General features: G+C 59.9%; 13 protein-coding genes and 1 pseudogene. 4 read left to right on the top strand and 10 right to left on the bottom strand.

Translation table 11 applies throughout. From position 1 onward, the window contains the following. From AD930_RS05225 to hrcA, 4 genes and pseudogenes are all read right to left on the bottom strand, one after another. Window positions 1-376: pseudogene (locus AD930_RS05225) on the bottom strand (hypothetical protein); the annotation flags it as partial. A gap of 286 nt (window positions 377-662) precedes the next feature. After that, a protein-coding gene (gene prfB, locus AD930_RS05230; protein WP_156476867.1) for a peptide chain release factor 2 occupies window positions 663-1,794 on the bottom strand; the annotation gives its coding sequence in 2 pieces (ribosomal slippage) (window positions 663-1,724 and window positions 1,726-1,794; 1,131 coding nt in all). Between the two features lie 51 nt (window positions 1,795-1,845). Beyond that, entirely contained in the window at window positions 1,846-4,614 is a 2,769-nt protein-coding gene (locus AD930_RS05235) for a penicillin-binding protein 1A (RefSeq protein ID WP_061505390.1), read from the bottom strand. Window positions 4,615-4,693: 79 nt separating this feature from the next. Continuing rightward, complete coding sequence (hrcA, locus tag AD930_RS05240) at window positions 4,694-5,767, bottom strand: heat-inducible transcriptional repressor HrcA (protein WP_043550431.1); 1,074 nt, start codon at window positions 5,765-5,767, stop codon at window positions 4,694-4,696. 150 nt (window positions 5,768-5,917) lie between these two features. Here hrcA and rph point away from each other — a divergent pair, with 150 nt between their 5' ends. From rph to mtnK, 3 genes are all read left to right on the top strand, one after another. Then, a complete protein-coding gene (gene rph, locus AD930_RS05245) occupies window positions 5,918-6,646 on the top strand; it encodes a ribonuclease PH (RefSeq protein WP_043550430.1) in 729 nt (242 codons plus the stop codon). A gap of 1 nt (window position 6,647) precedes the next feature. Beyond that, complete coding sequence (gene rdgB, locus AD930_RS05250; RefSeq protein WP_061491487.1) at window positions 6,648-7,247, top strand: RdgB/HAM1 family non-canonical purine NTP pyrophosphatase; 600 nt, start codon at window positions 6,648-6,650, stop codon at window positions 7,245-7,247. Between the two features lie 104 nt (window positions 7,248-7,351). Next, entirely contained in the window at window positions 7,352-8,593 is a 1,242-nt protein-coding gene (gene mtnK / locus AD930_RS05255) for an S-methyl-5-thioribose kinase (protein WP_061505391.1), read from the top strand. Window positions 8,594-8,676: 83 nt separating this feature from the next. Here mtnK and AD930_RS05260 read toward each other — a convergent pair whose 3' ends face one another. The 4 genes from AD930_RS05260 to aroA all read right to left on the bottom strand — a co-directional run bounded on the left by AD930_RS05260 (window position 8,677) and on the right by aroA (window position 14,318). After that, complete coding sequence (locus tag AD930_RS05260) at window positions 8,677-9,939, bottom strand: L-dopachrome tautomerase-related protein (RefSeq protein WP_061505448.1); 1,263 nt, start codon at window positions 9,937-9,939, stop codon at window positions 8,677-8,679. A 380-nt stretch (window positions 9,940-10,319) separates the two neighbouring features. Continuing rightward, window positions 10,320-12,032, bottom strand: a complete 1,713-nt coding sequence (rpsA, locus tag AD930_RS05265) for a 30S ribosomal protein S1 (RefSeq protein ID WP_043550426.1) — start codon at window positions 12,030-12,032, stop codon at window positions 10,320-10,322. Window positions 12,033-12,312: 280 nt separating this feature from the next. After that, complete coding sequence (gene cmk, locus AD930_RS05270; RefSeq protein WP_061505392.1) at window positions 12,313-12,966, bottom strand: (d)CMP kinase; 654 nt, start codon at window positions 12,964-12,966, stop codon at window positions 12,313-12,315. Further along, a complete protein-coding gene (gene aroA / locus AD930_RS05275; protein WP_208598575.1) occupies window positions 12,963-14,318 on the bottom strand; it encodes a 3-phosphoshikimate 1-carboxyvinyltransferase in 1,356 nt (451 codons plus the stop codon). The genes cmk and aroA overlap by 4 nt, the downstream gene beginning before the upstream one ends. Before the next feature lie 236 nt (window positions 14,319-14,554). Here aroA and AD930_RS05280 point away from each other — a divergent pair, with 236 nt between their 5' ends. Then, a complete protein-coding gene (locus tag AD930_RS05280) occupies window positions 14,555-14,884 on the top strand; it encodes a TIGR02300 family protein (RefSeq protein WP_043550423.1) in 330 nt (109 codons plus the stop codon). Window positions 14,885-14,993: 109 nt separating this feature from the next. Here AD930_RS05280 and folB read toward each other — a convergent pair whose 3' ends face one another. Both folB and AD930_RS05290 read right to left on the bottom strand, forming a co-directional pair. Continuing rightward, entirely contained in the window at window positions 14,994-15,386 is a 393-nt protein-coding gene (gene folB / locus AD930_RS05285; protein WP_043550422.1) for a dihydroneopterin aldolase, read from the bottom strand. Between the two features lie 5 nt (window positions 15,387-15,391). Next, the gene (locus tag AD930_RS05290) at window positions 15,392-16,192 is read right to left on the bottom strand and encodes an SDR family oxidoreductase (RefSeq protein WP_082781721.1); all 801 of its coding nucleotides are present in this window, start codon (window positions 16,190-16,192) and stop codon (window positions 15,392-15,394) included. Between the last annotated feature and the right edge of the window lie 12 nt (window positions 16,193-16,204).

Below are 16,204 nucleotides of genomic sequence, written 5' to 3' on the forward strand. Positions count from 1 at the left end.
GTGGTGGTGGCGGTGGTGGCAGAATTCTGGTCTTGATCGGCGGATGCGAAACCGGAACGCTCGCAGACGTCCCCATACCGAACATCAGTCCCATAACCGCCAAGAGATGCAGCAGAATTACAACCAGCAGAGCAACAACACCGACAACAGCTCCTGTTCCGATGACAAAGCGCACCGGACTCTGTTGCTGTTGCGCGTGGTCCTTCATATTTCTACATCCTCCTTCTTCCACGCCAGCCAAAGAAACACTGGCCAGCGCCATCACCTGATCTATGGCATCAAAAACTGATGGCCCTGCACCAACATTTCGTGCCTCAGCACTGGAATAGACTGACAGAGCTGCATGGCTGCCATCTTCCTGACCCTGATTGGGCAATTTGACAGCAAATATGTCAAGAATGTTCTTGATCGAAAATGAACGCTGCCTTGTTTGGTAGCAGAAGGCTCATAAAACAGGCAGTGCGCACAAATCGGCAGAAAAAAGCCACTTTCTGTGAGGATGCCTCGAAAACAGACGCCTCTCTGCCTGTTTTGAGCCCAGTCTTATTTAAAAAAAAATTCTTTGTAACGTTCATGAATCTGTCGTGGTTCCCCATATCCACGCAATATAAAAAAACGGGCCCCGAAGAGGCCCGTTTTTTAACACTTCATAAACGTGCAGTTTATTGCGCGTTGGCACTCGCCTCAGAGCGGGTTGCGCCCACCCGAGCCGCAAGAGCGGCTGCCATAAACGCATCCAGATCCCCATCCAGCACCGCGCTGGGGTTCCCTGTTTCCACGTTGGTGCGCAGATCCTTCACCATCTGGTACGGGGCCAGAACGTAAGAGCGGATCTGGTGCCCCCAGCCAATGTCTGTCTTGGCGGCTTCTGTTGCCGCTGCTGCTGCCTCACGCTTTTGCAGTTCCGCCTCATACATACGCGCCCGCAGCATCTGCATAGCCGTTGCACGGTTACGGTGCTGAGAGCGGTCCGTCTGACACGCCACCACAATCCCGGTAGGAATATGGGTAATACGAATGGCCGAATCGGTCTTGTTGACGTGCTGACCACCCGCACCAGAGGCGCGGAACGTATCCACCTTAAGATCGGAATCGTTCACTTCGATTTCAATCGAATCGTCAATCACCGGATAGACCCAGACGGACGCAAAGGACGTCTGGCGGCGGGCCGCAGCATCAAACGGGGAAATACGCACCAGACGATGCACCCCGGCCTCGGTTTTCATCCAGCCATAGGCATTCGGACCGGAAACCAGAATGGTGGCGGACTTCAGCCCGGCCTGTTCGCCTTCCGAGCTTTCCATCAGCGTGACTTTGTACCCATGAGCTTCCGCCCAGCGGGTGTACATGCGCAGCATCATTTCTGCCCAGTCCTGCGCTTCCGTCCCGCCGGCACCGGCGTTGACTTCCAGATAGCAGTCATTGCTATCCGCTTCACCAGACAACAGGCTTTCAGTTTCACGGCGTTTGGCTTCTTCCGCCAGCGCCTTCAGGGTTGCTGTGGCTTCCGCCACAATGTCCGCATCCCCTTCTGCTTCCGCCAGTTCCACCAGTTCACAGGCATCCTGCACGCTGGTTTCCAGCTTCTGCACGCCTTCCACCTGCCCGGCCAGCAGGGTGCGTTCCCGCATCAGCTTCTGGGCAGCGTCGGAATCATTCCACAAATCCGGGTCTTCTGCCCGGTTATTCAGTTCGGCAAGTCGGGCCTGGGCGACATCCCAGTTAAAGATGCCTCCTCAGCAGTGCCACCGACTGCTTGATCTGGTCATTAAGGGCTTCTGTCTCAGCCGACATCGGGCCGTCTCTCCATCAGGTCTTTATTAAAATTCTTACGTATGAACGGCCTCAATAAAGGCCACCCATGCCAATGTCACCCCCGGACGCAGCAGGGGGTGCTTTTGCTGCACCCGGTGTTGCAGCCTGACCGGGGCTGACTGCCCCTGCGCCAGACTGACCGGCACCGGCCGCCATATCACTTTCCGAATCCGGCATGTTTTCCGCACCCGTATCCGCCGCCGTCAGCTCGTGCGAGGCGCCGTTATCCGCCAGACTGACGCTCACACCCGGGATCTGGCCCGGTTTAAAGGCATCAATCGCCACACCACGGCCCGTATCATATCGCACCAGCGTGACACCCTCCGGCGCTGCGAAGTCCAGCTTCGGGCGTCCTTCAAGTGCTGTTTTCATCACCTTGTTCCAGATCGGCCCGGCAATGGCCCCACCGGTTTCGTTCTTACCCAGTGATGTCGGCGTATCAAACCCGATCCACACTACCGTCACCAGATCAGGCGAATAGCCCGCAAACCATGCGTCGTTAAAATTCTGGCTGGTGCCGGTTTTGCCGGCCACGGGGTTCTCAATCCCCTTCCCGGCCTGCACGCCGGTGCCACGCCGGATGACGTCCTGCAGCATGGTTGTGATCTGGAACGCGCTCTGCTCTGAGGCGACGCGCGGGCGATTATCCTGCACTTCCGGAATTTCATCCTGCCCCGGCATGATGATCTTAACGGCATTATCCTGCACAGGCGCTGCTGCCGGTGCGGAAACCTTGCCTGCGTCCTGCCCTTTGGGCGCATCGGGGAAGATGGCATCAGCATCCGCAGGCTGGCCCGGCGCGGGCGGCGCAGCCTTAGCATCTCCAGCCTGCGCAGAGGCGGACACCAGAGAGATCCCCTCTGGCCGCCAGATCACATGGCCTTCACGGTCCTGCACATCATCAATCAGGGTCGGGGTGACTTTCCGGCCACCCGCCGCCAGCGAGGCATAGGCTCCGGCTTCTTTCAGCACCGTGGTTTCCACCGCCCCCAGCGCTGCGGGCAGCACATGCGGCATGGAATCCACCAGCCCGATTCGGGTCGCCAGATCCGCCACGTTCTTGATGCCGATATGGGCTGCCAGACGGATGGTCACCAGATTGCGGGATTCCCGCAGAGCGTCATGCAGAGAGGTGGGGCCCCAGAAATCCTTCTCGTAGTTGTTCGGGTGCCATGTGCCATAGGACACCGGCGAATCGTCAAACGACTGCGAGGGCGAAATGCCCTGTTCCATAGCCTGCAAATAGACAAACGGCTTGAAGGACGAACCCGGCTGACGCAGCGCCTGCGTAGCACGGTCAAACTGTGACGTCTGGAACGACCAGCCGCCTACCAGCGCCATAACACGCCCGGTGCGGGCATTCAGTGTGACGACGGCACCTTCCACATGCGGCACCTGCATCAAGGCTACGCGGCTGCTTCCGGCCTGCGGTTCGATCATCACCAGATCGCCCGCTTTCAGCAGTCTGAAACGGCGGGTCCAGGCCAGATCACGATCCTGAATTTCGCCCGTCTGCGGTGTGCCGCCCTGCATAGCCGCCCCACGGCGCACAACAGCACCTTCCAGCCAGCCAACACGACCATGTGCCGGGTCCAGCACCACCGCCAGACGCCACTGGTCCAACATGCCCAGCGGCACAGCTTCCGCATTCAGCGCAGCAACCCATTCTTCCTGAGACGAAGAAGCACTGACGGTTTGCAGATGCTTCACCGGGCCGCGCCAGCCACCATGTGCGCGGTCATACGCCATCAGCCCCTGCCGCAGCACGGTCTGCGCTGTCAGCTGAAGGGCGGGGTCCAGACTGGTGTGCACATCCAGCCCGCCCTGCATGGTCATATCCTGACCGTATTTTTCCAGAAGCTGGCGGCGCACTTCCTCAGCAAACCACTCGGAGCCGGGAGCCGGACCGGGGCGCACAAACGTATGCGGGATCAACGGCTCAGCCTCGGCAGCACGCGCTGCTTCATGCGTCAGCGCGCCGGTTTCCGCCATGCGTTCCAGCACCCAGTTCCGGCGGCCACGCGCGGCCTCGGGGAAGCGAACCGGATTGTAATTAGTGGGCGATTTGGGCAGCGCGCCGAGGAAGGCCGCTTCCGCATCATCAAGCTGATCCAGCGGTTTATTGAAGTAGGTCTGCGCAGCAGCCCCAATCCCATAGGCTCCGCTGCCCAGATAAATTTCATTCAGGTAGATTTCGAGAATCTTTTCCTTGGGCAGAACCTGCTCAATCCGCATGGCGAGGAAGGCTTCCTTGGCCTTTCGCTTCATGGAAACAGCATTACTGCCCAGCAGCATGACACGCGCGACCTGCTGCGTGATGGTGGACGCGCCAATCGGCCTGCGTCCCTTGCCGCGCGTCAGATCCGTCAGACCCGCACGGGCAATGGCCATGGGGTCCACGCCCTTGTGGGTCCAGAACTTCTGGTCTTCCGCCGCAATAAAGGCGTTCTTCACGCGGTCCGGGATGGCGCTGGAGGGCACAAACACCCGGCGCTCATCCGCCAGTTCGGCAATCAGCCGGTCATCCGACGCATAAAGGCGGCTCATCACCGGCGGCTGATAGGTGCGCAGCCCTTCAACCGTTGGCAGATCAGCCACAATCCCTTCGTACTGGGTCCAGATGAGGACAACCGCCCCCGTGGTGCCCACCAACGCCAGAGCCGCGACGGTACCAAGCAGCCCCCGCCACTGGCGGAAACGCGGCCTGCGCCATGCGGGCCCATGTTGGGGAGATGAATCTCTTCCCTCATTTTTATTGGAAGAAGACCCGGGTTCACCAGAAGACGGAGTTCTTGTCATGCTGGTCCTTTACCATTCTCATGCGCTGCCGTCTTCAGTCTCGTCGCCCTTCCTGACCAGATGATGGCGAATTTTGCTCTTAACCGAGCATTTCACCTAAAAAACGCGCCGTATAATCCACAACCGGGACAATCCGCCCGTAATTGATGCGTGTGGGGCCAATCACGCCAATCGCGCCGACAATCCTGTTGGCCTCATTCCGGGCCGGGGCCACGACCATGGACATGCCGGTGCCCCCAAACAGCCCGCTTTCCGCACCAATGAAGATACGCACACCCTCTGAATGTTCCGCTAATTCCAGCAGACGCAGCATGGTTTCCTGCCGCTCCAGCCGGTCAAACAACGCCTGAATGGCCAGCAGTCGCTCCTGCCCGTCCACATCCGACAGCAATTTGCCCTGCCCGCGGATAATCAGAGTGCCACCGCGTTCATCTCCGCCGCCACCCCAGATGGCCAGACCGCTTTCCACCACGTCGGCCGTCAGTTGATCCAGCGCACTCCGGTTTTCAGCAATATCCGCCCCCACCCGCTCCCGCAGGTCCGGCAGGGTTGCCCCAATCGTGTGAGCATTCAGATAGTTTGCGGCCTCCACCAGTGCAGAGGGTGGCATGCCGATGGGCGTTTCAATCACCCGGTTTTCCACATGCCCATCCGTGCCGACCAGCACCACCAGCGCCCGGTTTCCGCCCAGCGCCACAAATTCAATATGTTTGACGCCACCCTCACCTTTTGGCGCAATCACCAGCCCGGCTGCATCAGACATGCCCGACAGCAGGGAGGACGCTTCCGTCAGCGTATCCTGCAAGGACCGACCCCGCGCTTCCAGCGACTGCCCAATAGCGCGGCATTCCTCTTCCGAGAGGCTGCCAAACTGCAACAGACCATCCACAAACAGGCGCAGCCCGGCCTCCGTCGGCAGGCGCCCGGCTGAAGTGTGAGGGGAGAACAGCAAGCCTGCTTCGGTCAGAGATGCCATGACATTACGGATGGTGGCCGGAGACAACGGCAACCCAAGCCGACGGGACAGCGTGCGGGAGCCCACAGGCTCCCCACTGGCCACATATTCCTCCACAATTTCACGCAGAATGGTGGCGGACCGGGAATCCAGCCCCGGTGGCAGAACGGGTTTTGCAGGTCGCAGACCACGTTTCATGAGGGTCAGGCTCCTCCTTCACAACAGGACTCTTCTGCTTCTGCGCATCTCCGCCCTGCATGACAAGAAAAACAATGAAACGGCTGCACGGTTTCGCTCCCGCCAAAAGCACTTTATGTGCAGAGAATAATCTTTCTTAAGGAGCTTCCCATGCGCCCCTCCGGCCGCCAGCCCAACCAGATGCGCCCCGTCACCATTGAAACCGGCTTTGCCCGCCACGCGGAAGGCTCGGCGCTGATCCGCGTCGGGGGGACGGAAGTTCTCTGCGTCGCCAGTGTTGAAAACCGGGTTCCGCCCTTCCTGCGCGGCAAAGGCACCGGCTGGGTGACGGCGGAATACGGCATGCTGCCCCGCGCCACCCACACCCGTGGCAACCGTGAAGCCGCCAAGGGCAAGCAGTCCGGCCGCACACAGGAAATCCAGCGCCTTATTGGCCGCTCCCTGCGTTCTGTGGTGGATCTGGCTGCGCTGGGTGAAATGAGCATCACGCTGGACTGTGACGTTCTGAACGCCGATGGCGGCACCCGTTGCGCCTCCATTACCGGCGCATGGGTCGCCCTGCGTCTGGCCCTTGGCCAGCTGGTGGCCAAAAACGTGCTGAGCCACATGCCGCTGCGCGGGCAGGTTGCCGCCGTGTCCTGCGGTCTGACCAAAGCCGGCCCGGTGCTGGATCTGGATTATGAAGAAGATAGCGCCGCCGCTGCCGACACCAACTTTGTGCTGACAGCCGACCGCCGCATTGTGGAAATTCAGGGCACGGCAGAAGACGCGCCTTTCACGGAAGATGCGTTCAACGAGCTGTTTGCTCTGGCCCGCACCGGCGTATCCGTTCTGTTTGACGCTCAGACACTGGCCGTTGAAACGGCGGAGAACCGCTAACATGACGCACGGCAAACTGGAGGCTGGCAGCAAACTGGTTCTGGCCAGCCATAATGCAGGCAAGCTGGCAGAGTTTTCCACGCTACTGGCGGATTTTGGCGTCACGGTGCTTTCTGCCGGGGACCTCAATCTGCCGGAACCGGAAGAAACCGCCACCACGTTTGCCGGCAATGCGGCGCTAAAGGCTCTGGCTGCGGCCAAAGCCACCGGCCTGCCCGCGCTGGCGGATGATTCCGGCCTGTGCGTGAGCGCACTCGGCGGCGCTCCGGGCATTTACTCCGCCCGCTGGGCTGGCCCGAACAAGGACTTCCCTGCCGCCATGGCCCGCATTGAAGACGGCATTGGCTCGGATGAGCGCGATGCGTGGTTTATCTGCGTGCTGTGCCTTGCCTACCCCGACGGCACCACCCGCAGCTTTGAAGGCCGCGTGGATGGCAGCATTACCTGGCCGCCGCGCGGTGAAAAAGGCCATGGCTATGACCCGATTTTTACCCCCACGGGTGAGAACCGGACCTTTGCCGAAATGGAAGAGGCCGAGAAAAACGCCATCAGCCACCGTGCTCATGCGTTTAAGGCTTTCAAAGAAGCCTGTCTGGATTAAGCTGCTTTTCAGATGGGGCCATGTGCCCTGTCTGACCGTTTCCTTTGCTGTGTGGACAACCTTCACCCACACAGCATGACACAGTCCGGAAAAACAGAGTCCTCATGACGACGCATTCTTCCCCCTATTCGACTCTGGACCTTGAAGGTGTCCGGACATTTCTGACCTCCCTTCCCGCCATTGCCGCACGCCTTGGCGGCACACCAGACGAATGGCGCGTCTGGGAAGTCAGTGACGGCAACCTCAATATGGTGTTTGTGGCGGAAGGCCCGGAGGGCGGCGTCTGTCTGAAACAGGCTTTGCCGCATGTGCGCGTTGACCCGGCCTGGAAAATGCCGCTGGACCGCACGTTTTTTGAGGCCGCCTATCTGCGCGCCGTCTTTCCGCATGTGCCGGACCTGACAACTGAATGCCTGCATTTTGACCCTGAGCAGTTCATTCTGATTGTCCCCAGCCTGTCCGGCCACACGGTGATGCGCACCGCCATGATGGCCGGACACTATCACCCGGCTGTTGCTGCTCAGGTCGGTGATTTTGTCGCCCGCAGCACGTTCGCGACATCCCTGCTGGCCGAACCGTTTGAGCGGGTTATGGACCGGCGGATCTGTTTTGCCCGCAACCAGACCCTCACCCGCATTACGGTCGATCTGGTTCTGACGGACCCGTACCATGACCACCCGCGCAACCACTGGGCAGACCCGCAACTCACCCCGATTGTTGCCGCCCTGCGCACCAGCCCGGCGGTGCAGGCGCGTATTGATAGTCTGCGTCTGCGCTTTTTATGCACACCGCAAGCTCTTCTGCATGGAGACCTGCATACAGGCTCCATCATGACGACAGGCACTGATACCCGGATTATTGACGGGGAATTTGCCACCTACGGGCCTATCGGGTTTGATGCCGGGCTGTTTATCGGCAACCTCATCCTCAATCTTTTCGCCACACCAGATCGCGCTGGTCAGGCGGTCCATCTGGATATGATCCAGACATTCTGGACAAGTTTCAAAACCCGCTTCCTTGCCTTGTGGCAGGAAAGAGAATGGGCAGAGGATCGTTCAACCCTCTATTACGCGACTACAGATAAATCGACACAGAATTTTGAAAAGTCTCTTTTTATCCAAAATGTTTTTCAGGATATAGCAGGATTCTGTGCCGCAGAAATCATCCGGCGCAGCATTGGCTACGCGCATGTTGCAGATTTCTCTGTGCTGACAGACCAGTCAACCCGCACAACCCGCCAGAAGGCAGCGCTCCTTTTTGCAAAAGACTGCCTTGAACAGAAAAAACCCCTGAAATCTCTGGCTGATTTCCTGGAACTCCTCTACCTGCATATGTCCGCGCTTTAAGACGCAGAACACAACGGCACGAGAATAGGTTTCTGAAACCCAGAACCACTAAAACTATAAACTGATAAACTTCTCAGAAGATATCAGATTTTCTGTTCCGCATTATACGCCAGAAGCGGCTCAATCGGGAAACGGATCAGGTGGTAGGGCGGCTTTCTTTTGTCCTGCCCACCGTTAAAGCTGGCCAGACGGTTCCACTGCCCCAAGGTGCAATAGATATGCGTTTTGGTGCAGAAAATTCCATCAGGCGAGAGAATACGCGGGTCATGCACCATCAAGTCAAATGAGCCATCCGTATTACGCCGCAAAATACAGTCCTGCTCAAAATTGGTTGTGTAAATCCGCCCCTGTGTGTCGGTCGCCAGTCCGTCGGCTGTGCCTTTTTCCCCTTCATCCTTGACGGCTGCCGCCAGCGCGACCTCGCTCACAGTCGGATCGGCCAACAAAGCGGTGGGCAGGCTATAAAGGCGACGGCTGGTCAAAGGCGCATAAAACAGGCGGTCACTGTTCGGGCTCAGGGTAACGCCATCCGCCCCACCCACCACAAAGCGAGGGGGCTTGCCCGGCGTGTAAACCAGCGGCACCCCTTCCACCACAGCCATGAAGCCCGGCTCAGCCCGAGTGGAGGGATGGGTGGCCAGCACACGGCGCTGACGCCCTGAGGCAATATCCACCACCACCAGCGCAGGACTGTGCCCAAAGGAACTATCGGTCACATAGGCCGTGCCCGCCTTTCCGTGCGTCAGGTCCACGCGCAAATCATTCATATGACTGTCTGGCAGCAGAGCAGGGGTGGTAAGCACAATTTTATGCATCAGCCGGTTGGTTTGCGGATCAAAGCAGACCAGTTTCGCCGCTCCCGGCTGCAAGGGCTGGCCTGCCAGTTTACCATCATCAATCGCCCAGACCCGGCCTTGCGTATCCATCGTCATGCCATGAATGGACATCAACCGGTCGGCCGGGGCAGCCGCTGAGGGGAGACTGAATTCAGCGCTTGGCCAGGGCACAACACGCCCTTGCACCAGTTCCCCCAACGTTGCCCCTTTATGGTTCACCGCATGGCGGGGAAAGCCCACAAAAATACGCCCGGTGTCCGTCACCACCACGCCGGACGGGCCCGGCCCATAAAAATCCGCGACAATTTCAAAGGACCCGGCGGATTCATAACCCTGATCACCATTCACGCCCGTTGTGGGTGTACCGCCCCCATGCTCTCCCTCCTGCGCGGCACGCGCCGCAGATGGTCGGAGCAGGCCTGCCGCAACAGGGAGGGCGCAGCCACCCAGCATCACAGACTGTAAAAGCCGCCTGCGTCTGAGAGTGCGTTCCTTACTCTGTCCCGCCATTTCAGAATCTTCTGCCCGCTCCAACCCCGCGCTCCTTCCACGGCTTTGCCCTCCTCCCACAGCGCTTTGTGCGTCACGCATCACGCTACGGATCGAAGGCACCGAAGGAGAAGAGGAAAGCGAAGGGCCAGAAAACGGGCGAGACGTCATGGAAGCATCACTCCTGCTTGAAGGGTGGTCCACGCTCTCACGCACGCCCCAGCCAGACAACCCCGCCTTCGGCCCACACTCATCACAAACCCGAGGACGAGCACTCCCCGGCAACAGAACACAAAAAAGGCGGCGCCGTTTCCGACACCGCCTTTTTCGAGGCTTGCTTTAACACTTTTCCATCAGGCGAGGCGGTCCAGAAGGCCGCCCCGTCTTCAGGTCCAGAGGTCTTAGCTATCCGTGTTACGACGACGAATTGCCGCACCCAGAATATCACCGAGAGACGCACCGCTGTCGGATGAGCCGTATTCGTTGATAGCCTGCTTGTCTTCTTCAACTTCGCGACCTTTGATGGTCAGCGCGAGCTTACGAGCGGCACGGTCAACAGAGACCACCTTCGCATCAACGCGTTCACCAACCGCAAAGCGTTCCGGACGCTGCTCAGCCTTATCACGGGCCAGTTCAGCACGGCGGATGAAGCCGGTCAGAACGTCGTCAACCTTCACTTCAATCCCGTTGGACTGAACTGCGGTGACGGTGCAGGTCACGATGGCACCTTTCTGAACGCTCGTCAGAACGTCAGCTGCCGGGTCTTCCTGAAGCTGCTTGATACCGAGAGAGATACGCTCTTTCTCGACATCCACGTCCAGAACCTTGGCTTTGACAACCTGGCCCTTTTCGTAGTGCTTCATGGCTTCTTCGCCGGTTTCGTCCCAGGACAGGTCGGACATGTGAACCATGCCGTCGATGTCTGCAGACAGACCAACAAACAGACCGAACTCGGTGATGTTGCGGATTTCGCCTTCTACGGTGGAGCCAATCTTGTGCTCTTCCGCAAACTGCTCCCACGGGTTGCGCTGAACCTGCTTGAGGCCCAGGGAGATGCGGCGCTTCGCGCTGTCCACATCCAGAACCATCACGTCGACTTCCTGAGAAGTAGCAACGATCTTGCCCGGATGGACGTTTTTCTTCGTCCAGGACATTTCGGAAACGTGCACCAGACCTTCAACGCCCGGCTCCAGCTCAACAAATGCGCCGTAATCGGTGATGTTGGTCACGCGGCCCGTGTAACGTGCACCCGGCGGGTACTTCAGGGCAACATTTTCCCACGGATCAGCTTCAAGCTGCTTCATGCCCAGGGAGATGCGCTGCGTATCCGGGTTGAAGCGGATAACCTGCACGCGTACCGGCTGGCCGATCTGCAGAGCTTCGGACGGGTGGTTGATGCGCTTCCATGCGATGTCGGTCACATGCAGCAGGCCGTCAACGCCGCCGAGGTCAACGAACGCACCGTAATCGGTGATGTTCTTCACAACGCCGTCCAGGATCATGCCTTCAGTCAGGCCCTGGATCAGTTCGCTGCGCTGTTCTGCGCGGGTTTCTTCCAGAACGGCACGACGGGACACAACGATGTTGCCACGTGCACGGTCCATTTTCAGGATCTGGAACGGCTGCGGAACACCCATCAGCGGGCTGACGTCACGCACGGGGCGGATATCAACCTGGCTGCCGGGCAGGAACGCCATGGCGCCACCCAGATCAACCGTGAAGCCACCTTTAACGCGGCCATAGATGGTGCCGTTGACGCGCTGGTTTGCTTCGAACGCTTTTTCAAGGTTCGTCCAGGCTTCTTCACGGCGGGCTTTTTCACGAGAGAGCACGATGCTGCCGTCACGGTCTTCGTAACGCTCAACATACAGCTCAACAACGTCACCCGGTTTGACATCGGGTGTGACACCCTGAGGAGCAAATTCGCGCAGGGAAACGCGGCCTTCGCTCTTCAGACCAACATCGACAATCGCGAATTCGTCGGTCAGGCGGACAATGCGCCCACGCACAACGGACCCGTCAAAGCCGGTATCGCGGCCGAGGGTCTCGTCAAGAAGGGAAGCAAAATCTTCGCCACGGAAATGATCCGTGGCCGGGGTTGCGGCTGAAGCCATGTGTAACTGTAAATCCTGCATCGGCCCGAAAAAAGAAGCCGACACTTCCTGCGCACCGCCTGCCGGCAGCACGACTTGCCGCGGAAAAGGGAACGGACCCTCTGGCCCGTCTGGTTCCGGCGACCCTGACTGAAAAGGAAACCTGCTGTAAACAACAGGCATCTGAGGGCAGAGACACCCACCACCGGCGGCTTGTCAACACAATCCGGCGGATTTTGATGGGGGGTGACGGTAAAATTATTGATTTCGCGAGAACTTCTTTAACGCACCCCGCCAGAGCTCAGCTTGCGTGTGTGCCGAGTCGCTCCCGCACAACCCGCAGTGCTTCGGCCAGAACGGCATCCGCGCTGAGTGTGTCGGTCTCAATCACAACCGCATCTGCGGCCACCTGCATGGGGGCCGTCTCGCGCCCGGCGTCTGCGGCGTCCCGCGCCTGCAGGGCTGCTGTCATCTCGGCAAGACGCGCCGTAGCACCGTCTGCCTTTGGGTCTTCCCCCAACTGCACAAAGCGGCGGAGCGCCCGCGTGGCCGGAGAGGCCGTGATGAACAGTTTGACGTCCGCATCCGGGAAAATGGCCGTGCCAATATCCCGGCCATCCAGCACCCCGCCCCGGGCCTGCGCAAACCGCCGCTGCGTTTCCACCAGCGCGCTGCGCACTGCGGGCTGGGACGCGACCTGACTGGCGGCGCGGGCCACTTCCTGCGTGCGCAGATCTTTGCGCTGGGTATCTTCCACCTTCAGCGTGCGGGCAAACTTTTCCGCCGGAGCCGCCGGGTCCTGCCCGGCATCAAGCACCAGACGCCCCACAGCCCGGTAGAGCAGGCCTGTATCCAGATAAGGCAGGTTCAGTTCTGCTGCCAGACGCTTGGCCAGCGTGCCTTTGCCTGCCGCCGCCGGGCCATCAACAGCAAGAACCGGGCCGCCGCGCATCATGCTGAAAACCCTGCACCAAGGCTGTTCATCAGCGTGAAATAGCCGGGGAAGCTGGTATCAATAAACGCGGTATCATCAATATCCACCGGCTTTTCCGTCACCAGCCCCAGCACGGATGCGCTCATGGCCAGACGATGGTCCATATGGGTTTCCACCAGGCCGCCGCCGGGAATATGGCCGCCAGTGCCATGGATAATCAGGTCATCGCCATCAATGCGGGTGCGCACGCCGTTATTTTCCAGCAGCGCTACGGTAGAGGCCAGACGGTCGCTTTCCTTCACCCGCAATTCTTCCAGCCCACGCAGGCGGGAAATGCCTGTAGCATACGCCGCAGCCACGGCCAGAATGGGGTATTCATCAATCATGGACGGCGCACGGTCAGCCGGAACATCCACAGCCTGAAGTGATGAGGCCCGCACATGCAGGTCACCCACCGGCTCGCCACCCTCGGTGCGCTCATCCAGAATATCCAGACGCCCGCCCATTTCCCGCAGGGTGGTGAACAGGCCGGTGCGCAGCAGGTTCAGCCCCACATTGGAAATCACTACATCAGACCCCGGCACCAGCAGGGCCGCCACCAGCACAAACGCGGCAGAAGACGGGTCACCCGGCACCGTCACATCCCGCGCCACCAGACGCGGCTTGCCTTCCAGCCGGATAATCCGCCCACCGTCCGGCGTTTCGTCCACTGTGACGTGCGCGCCAAAGTGCCGCAGCATGTTTTCCGTATGGTCACGGGTCGGCACAGGCTCTTCCACCTGCGTCACGCCCTCGGCATTCAGGCCCGCCAGCAGAACAGCGGATTTCACCTGCGCAGATGCCACCGGCAAACGGTAGGACAGCGGAGCCGGCTGTGCGTTGCCCTGAATGGCCAGCGGCAAACGGCCGCCTTCCCGCGCAAGGAACGTGGCCCCTGTGCCTGCCAGCGGGTCCATGACGCGCTTCATCGGGCGGCGGCGCAGGCTGGCATCCCCGGTCATGACGGACATAATGCCGTGGCTAGCCAGCAGGCCGGACAGCAGACGCGCCGCCGTGCCGGAATTGCCCATATCCAGCACATCGGCTGGTTCCTGCAATTCACCCAGACCGCAGCCATGCACATGCCAGCGGCCATCATCTTCCCGGGAGATTTTTGCGCCCAGTGCCCGCATGGCGGCGGCCGTGCGCAGCACATCCTCACCTTCCAGCAGGCCCACAATGCGCGTCTCACCTTTGGCGAGTGCGGCAAACATCAGGGCGCGGTGGCTGATGGATTTGTCGCCCGGCACGGCAATTTTGCCGTTGAGGGACGAGGCCGGGCGGGAAACACGCAGAGCGCTGGAGGGGGAAGCAGAAGGCTGTGTCATGGTCATTTCATTCCGGCTTGTCCTGCCGTAAGTCAATCCGGCACGCGGGAAAACGGCGTCTTTTTTGCGTAAAAATATGCGTAACCGGTGCTTCAGGGTTTGACAGGACACCTGTGCAATGGCATGTGGCCTCGCCTTAATACGTCTGGATCGTTTTCCTTCCGCGCCGCGGTTTGAGGGGAATCGTCCTTTTCCGGGACACGCTTTGTCCCAATGTCTGACCAGGATCGACAGGTAGCAAGATGTCCCAGCCCGATCTCGGCACCAAACGCGTCTGCGTGTCCTGCGGTGCCCGCTTCTATGACCTGCACAGGTCTCCCGCCGTTTGCCCGAAATGTGGCACGGAACAGCCGGAACTCGTCTCCCGCCTGCGTCGCAGCTCGGATAGTCTGACACCGCATGCAGACACGCCGGCTCCGGCCAAGAAAGAAGATGAAGATATCGATATCGACTCAGATGCCGATACCGATACCGATGATGTGATGGAAGACACGTCCGATCTGGACGATGATGATGATGACATCAGCTCTGACATCGACGTCAGCACGGATTCGGACGAACACGATTCCTGATTGGCCTCAGGGCGCCGGGGAGTCCCCGGCCCCTGCTCAGCCAGACATCACGGTATCGTGATGTGCCTTTAAAAGCCCGCTTTTGCCGGGCTTTTTTTGTGCCCGGGTTTTACGCGCGGCGTTCTATTTCCACGCCAACTGCTTCAATTTCTTCAAACACATCCAGCTTTTCAATCAGCACACGCACCACGCGCACACGGGTATCCGCCAGTACGCCTGCGGCGATGCGCTCAGCCAGTGTTTCCACCAGCTGCACATGCCCTTCCTGCACAATACGACGCACCAGCAACACGACGTCTTCGTAAGAAACCGTGCGGCTCAGATCGTCCGCGCCAACTTCCAGATCATTCCTGTCCACCACACCGAAGGAGACGGACACGCGAATACGCTGCGTCACCCCCTGCTCGTGCGGGAACACGCCGATATGGGCATCGAGCACCATGTTTTTCAAAAACAGGTGGCGCAACGGCGGCTGGTCCGCCCAGGGAGCAAAAATTGTCATGTGTCCTATTCTTCCAGCACCGCACCGGGCGGGAGCGCGGGTGACCATTGCAGATGCTGCCCGCCGTCCAGCGCCAGCATCTGGCCGGTAACAGATGGCAGGGCCAGCAGGGCCAGCGTCGCGCGCGCCACTTCCTCCGGTGAGGTCCCATGCCCCAGCGGCACCGAGGCGCATTGCTTTGCAAACTGTTCTTCCGTCTGGCGCGGGCTCGGCAGCGCCGGGCCGGGCCCTACGGCATTCACCCGGATTTTTTTAGGCGCCAAGGCCAGCGCCATGGTCTGCGTCAGCGTCCACAAGGCGCTTTTGGAGACGGTATAGCTGATGAAGTGCGGTGTGAGAGACCACACACGCTCATCCAGCATGTTCAGAATCATCCCCTCCGCCTGAGCCGGAAGGGCTTTGGCAAAGGCCTGCATCAGCACGAACGGAGCGCGCAGGTTAGGCTTCATATGCCCCACCCAGCTCTCCCGCGTGGTATTGTCCCACTCATCGCGCTCAAAGGTGGAGGCGTTATTCACCAACACACCCAGCGGGCCGCCCAGAGCCTCCATGGCACCGGGGATCAGCGGGGTCACCTCTTCCTCCCGCGCCAGATCGCCCTGCAGCAGGCAGCCTTTGCGCCCAAGGGCCTCAACAGCTTTCAGCGTTTCTTCCGCCCCGTCCCGGTCTCCCCGGTAATGGATGGCGACATCAAACCCAGCCTCAGCCAGAGCCAGCACAATGGCCCGCCCCAGACGCGCCTTGCCGCCGGTCACCAAAGCGCGGCGCGGTATGTTGGGGGAAATAGGAAAAATGCTCAGCGGCACAGAGGCATTGGA

Source organism: Acetobacter malorum (assembly GCF_001580615.1).
Taxonomy (GTDB): Bacteria; Pseudomonadota; Alphaproteobacteria; order Acetobacterales; family Acetobacteraceae; genus Acetobacter; species Acetobacter malorum.

Bases quoted from the DNA above. Each gene is read 5' to 3' on its own strand.
- cmk (WP_061505392.1), bottom strand. From the start codon at position 12,966: ATGATGCGCGGCGGCCCGGTTCTTGCTGTTGATGGCCCGGCGGCGGCA.
- AD930_RS05235 (WP_061505390.1), bottom strand. From the start codon at position 4,614: ATGACAAGAACTCCGTCTTCTGGTGAACCCGGGTCTTCTTCCAATAAA.
- hrcA (WP_043550431.1), bottom strand. From the start codon at position 5,767: ATGAAACGTGGTCTGCGACCTGCAAAACCCGTTCTGCCACCGGGGCTG.
- rdgB (WP_061491487.1), top strand. From the start codon at position 6,648: ATGACGCACGGCAAACTGGAGGCTGGCAGCAAACTGGTTCTGGCCAGC.
- rph (WP_043550430.1), top strand. From the start codon at position 5,918: ATGCGCCCCTCCGGCCGCCAGCCCAACCAGATGCGCCCCGTCACCATT.
- mtnK (WP_061505391.1), top strand. From the start codon at position 7,352: ATGACGACGCATTCTTCCCCCTATTCGACTCTGGACCTTGAAGGTGTC.
- AD930_RS05280 (WP_043550423.1), top strand. From the start codon at position 14,555: ATGTCCCAGCCCGATCTCGGCACCAAACGCGTCTGCGTGTCCTGCGGT.
- aroA (WP_208598575.1), bottom strand. From the start codon at position 14,318: ATGACCATGACACAGCCTTCTGCTTCCCCCTCCAGCGCTCTGCGTGTT.
- folB (WP_043550422.1), bottom strand. From the start codon at position 15,386: ATGACAATTTTTGCTCCCTGGGCGGACCAGCCGCCGTTGCGCCACCTG.
- rpsA (WP_043550426.1), bottom strand. From the start codon at position 12,032: ATGGCTTCAGCCGCAACCCCGGCCACGGATCATTTCCGTGGCGAAGAT.
- AD930_RS05260 (WP_061505448.1), bottom strand. From the start codon at position 9,939: ATGGCGGGACAGAGTAAGGAACGCACTCTCAGACGCAGGCGGCTTTTA.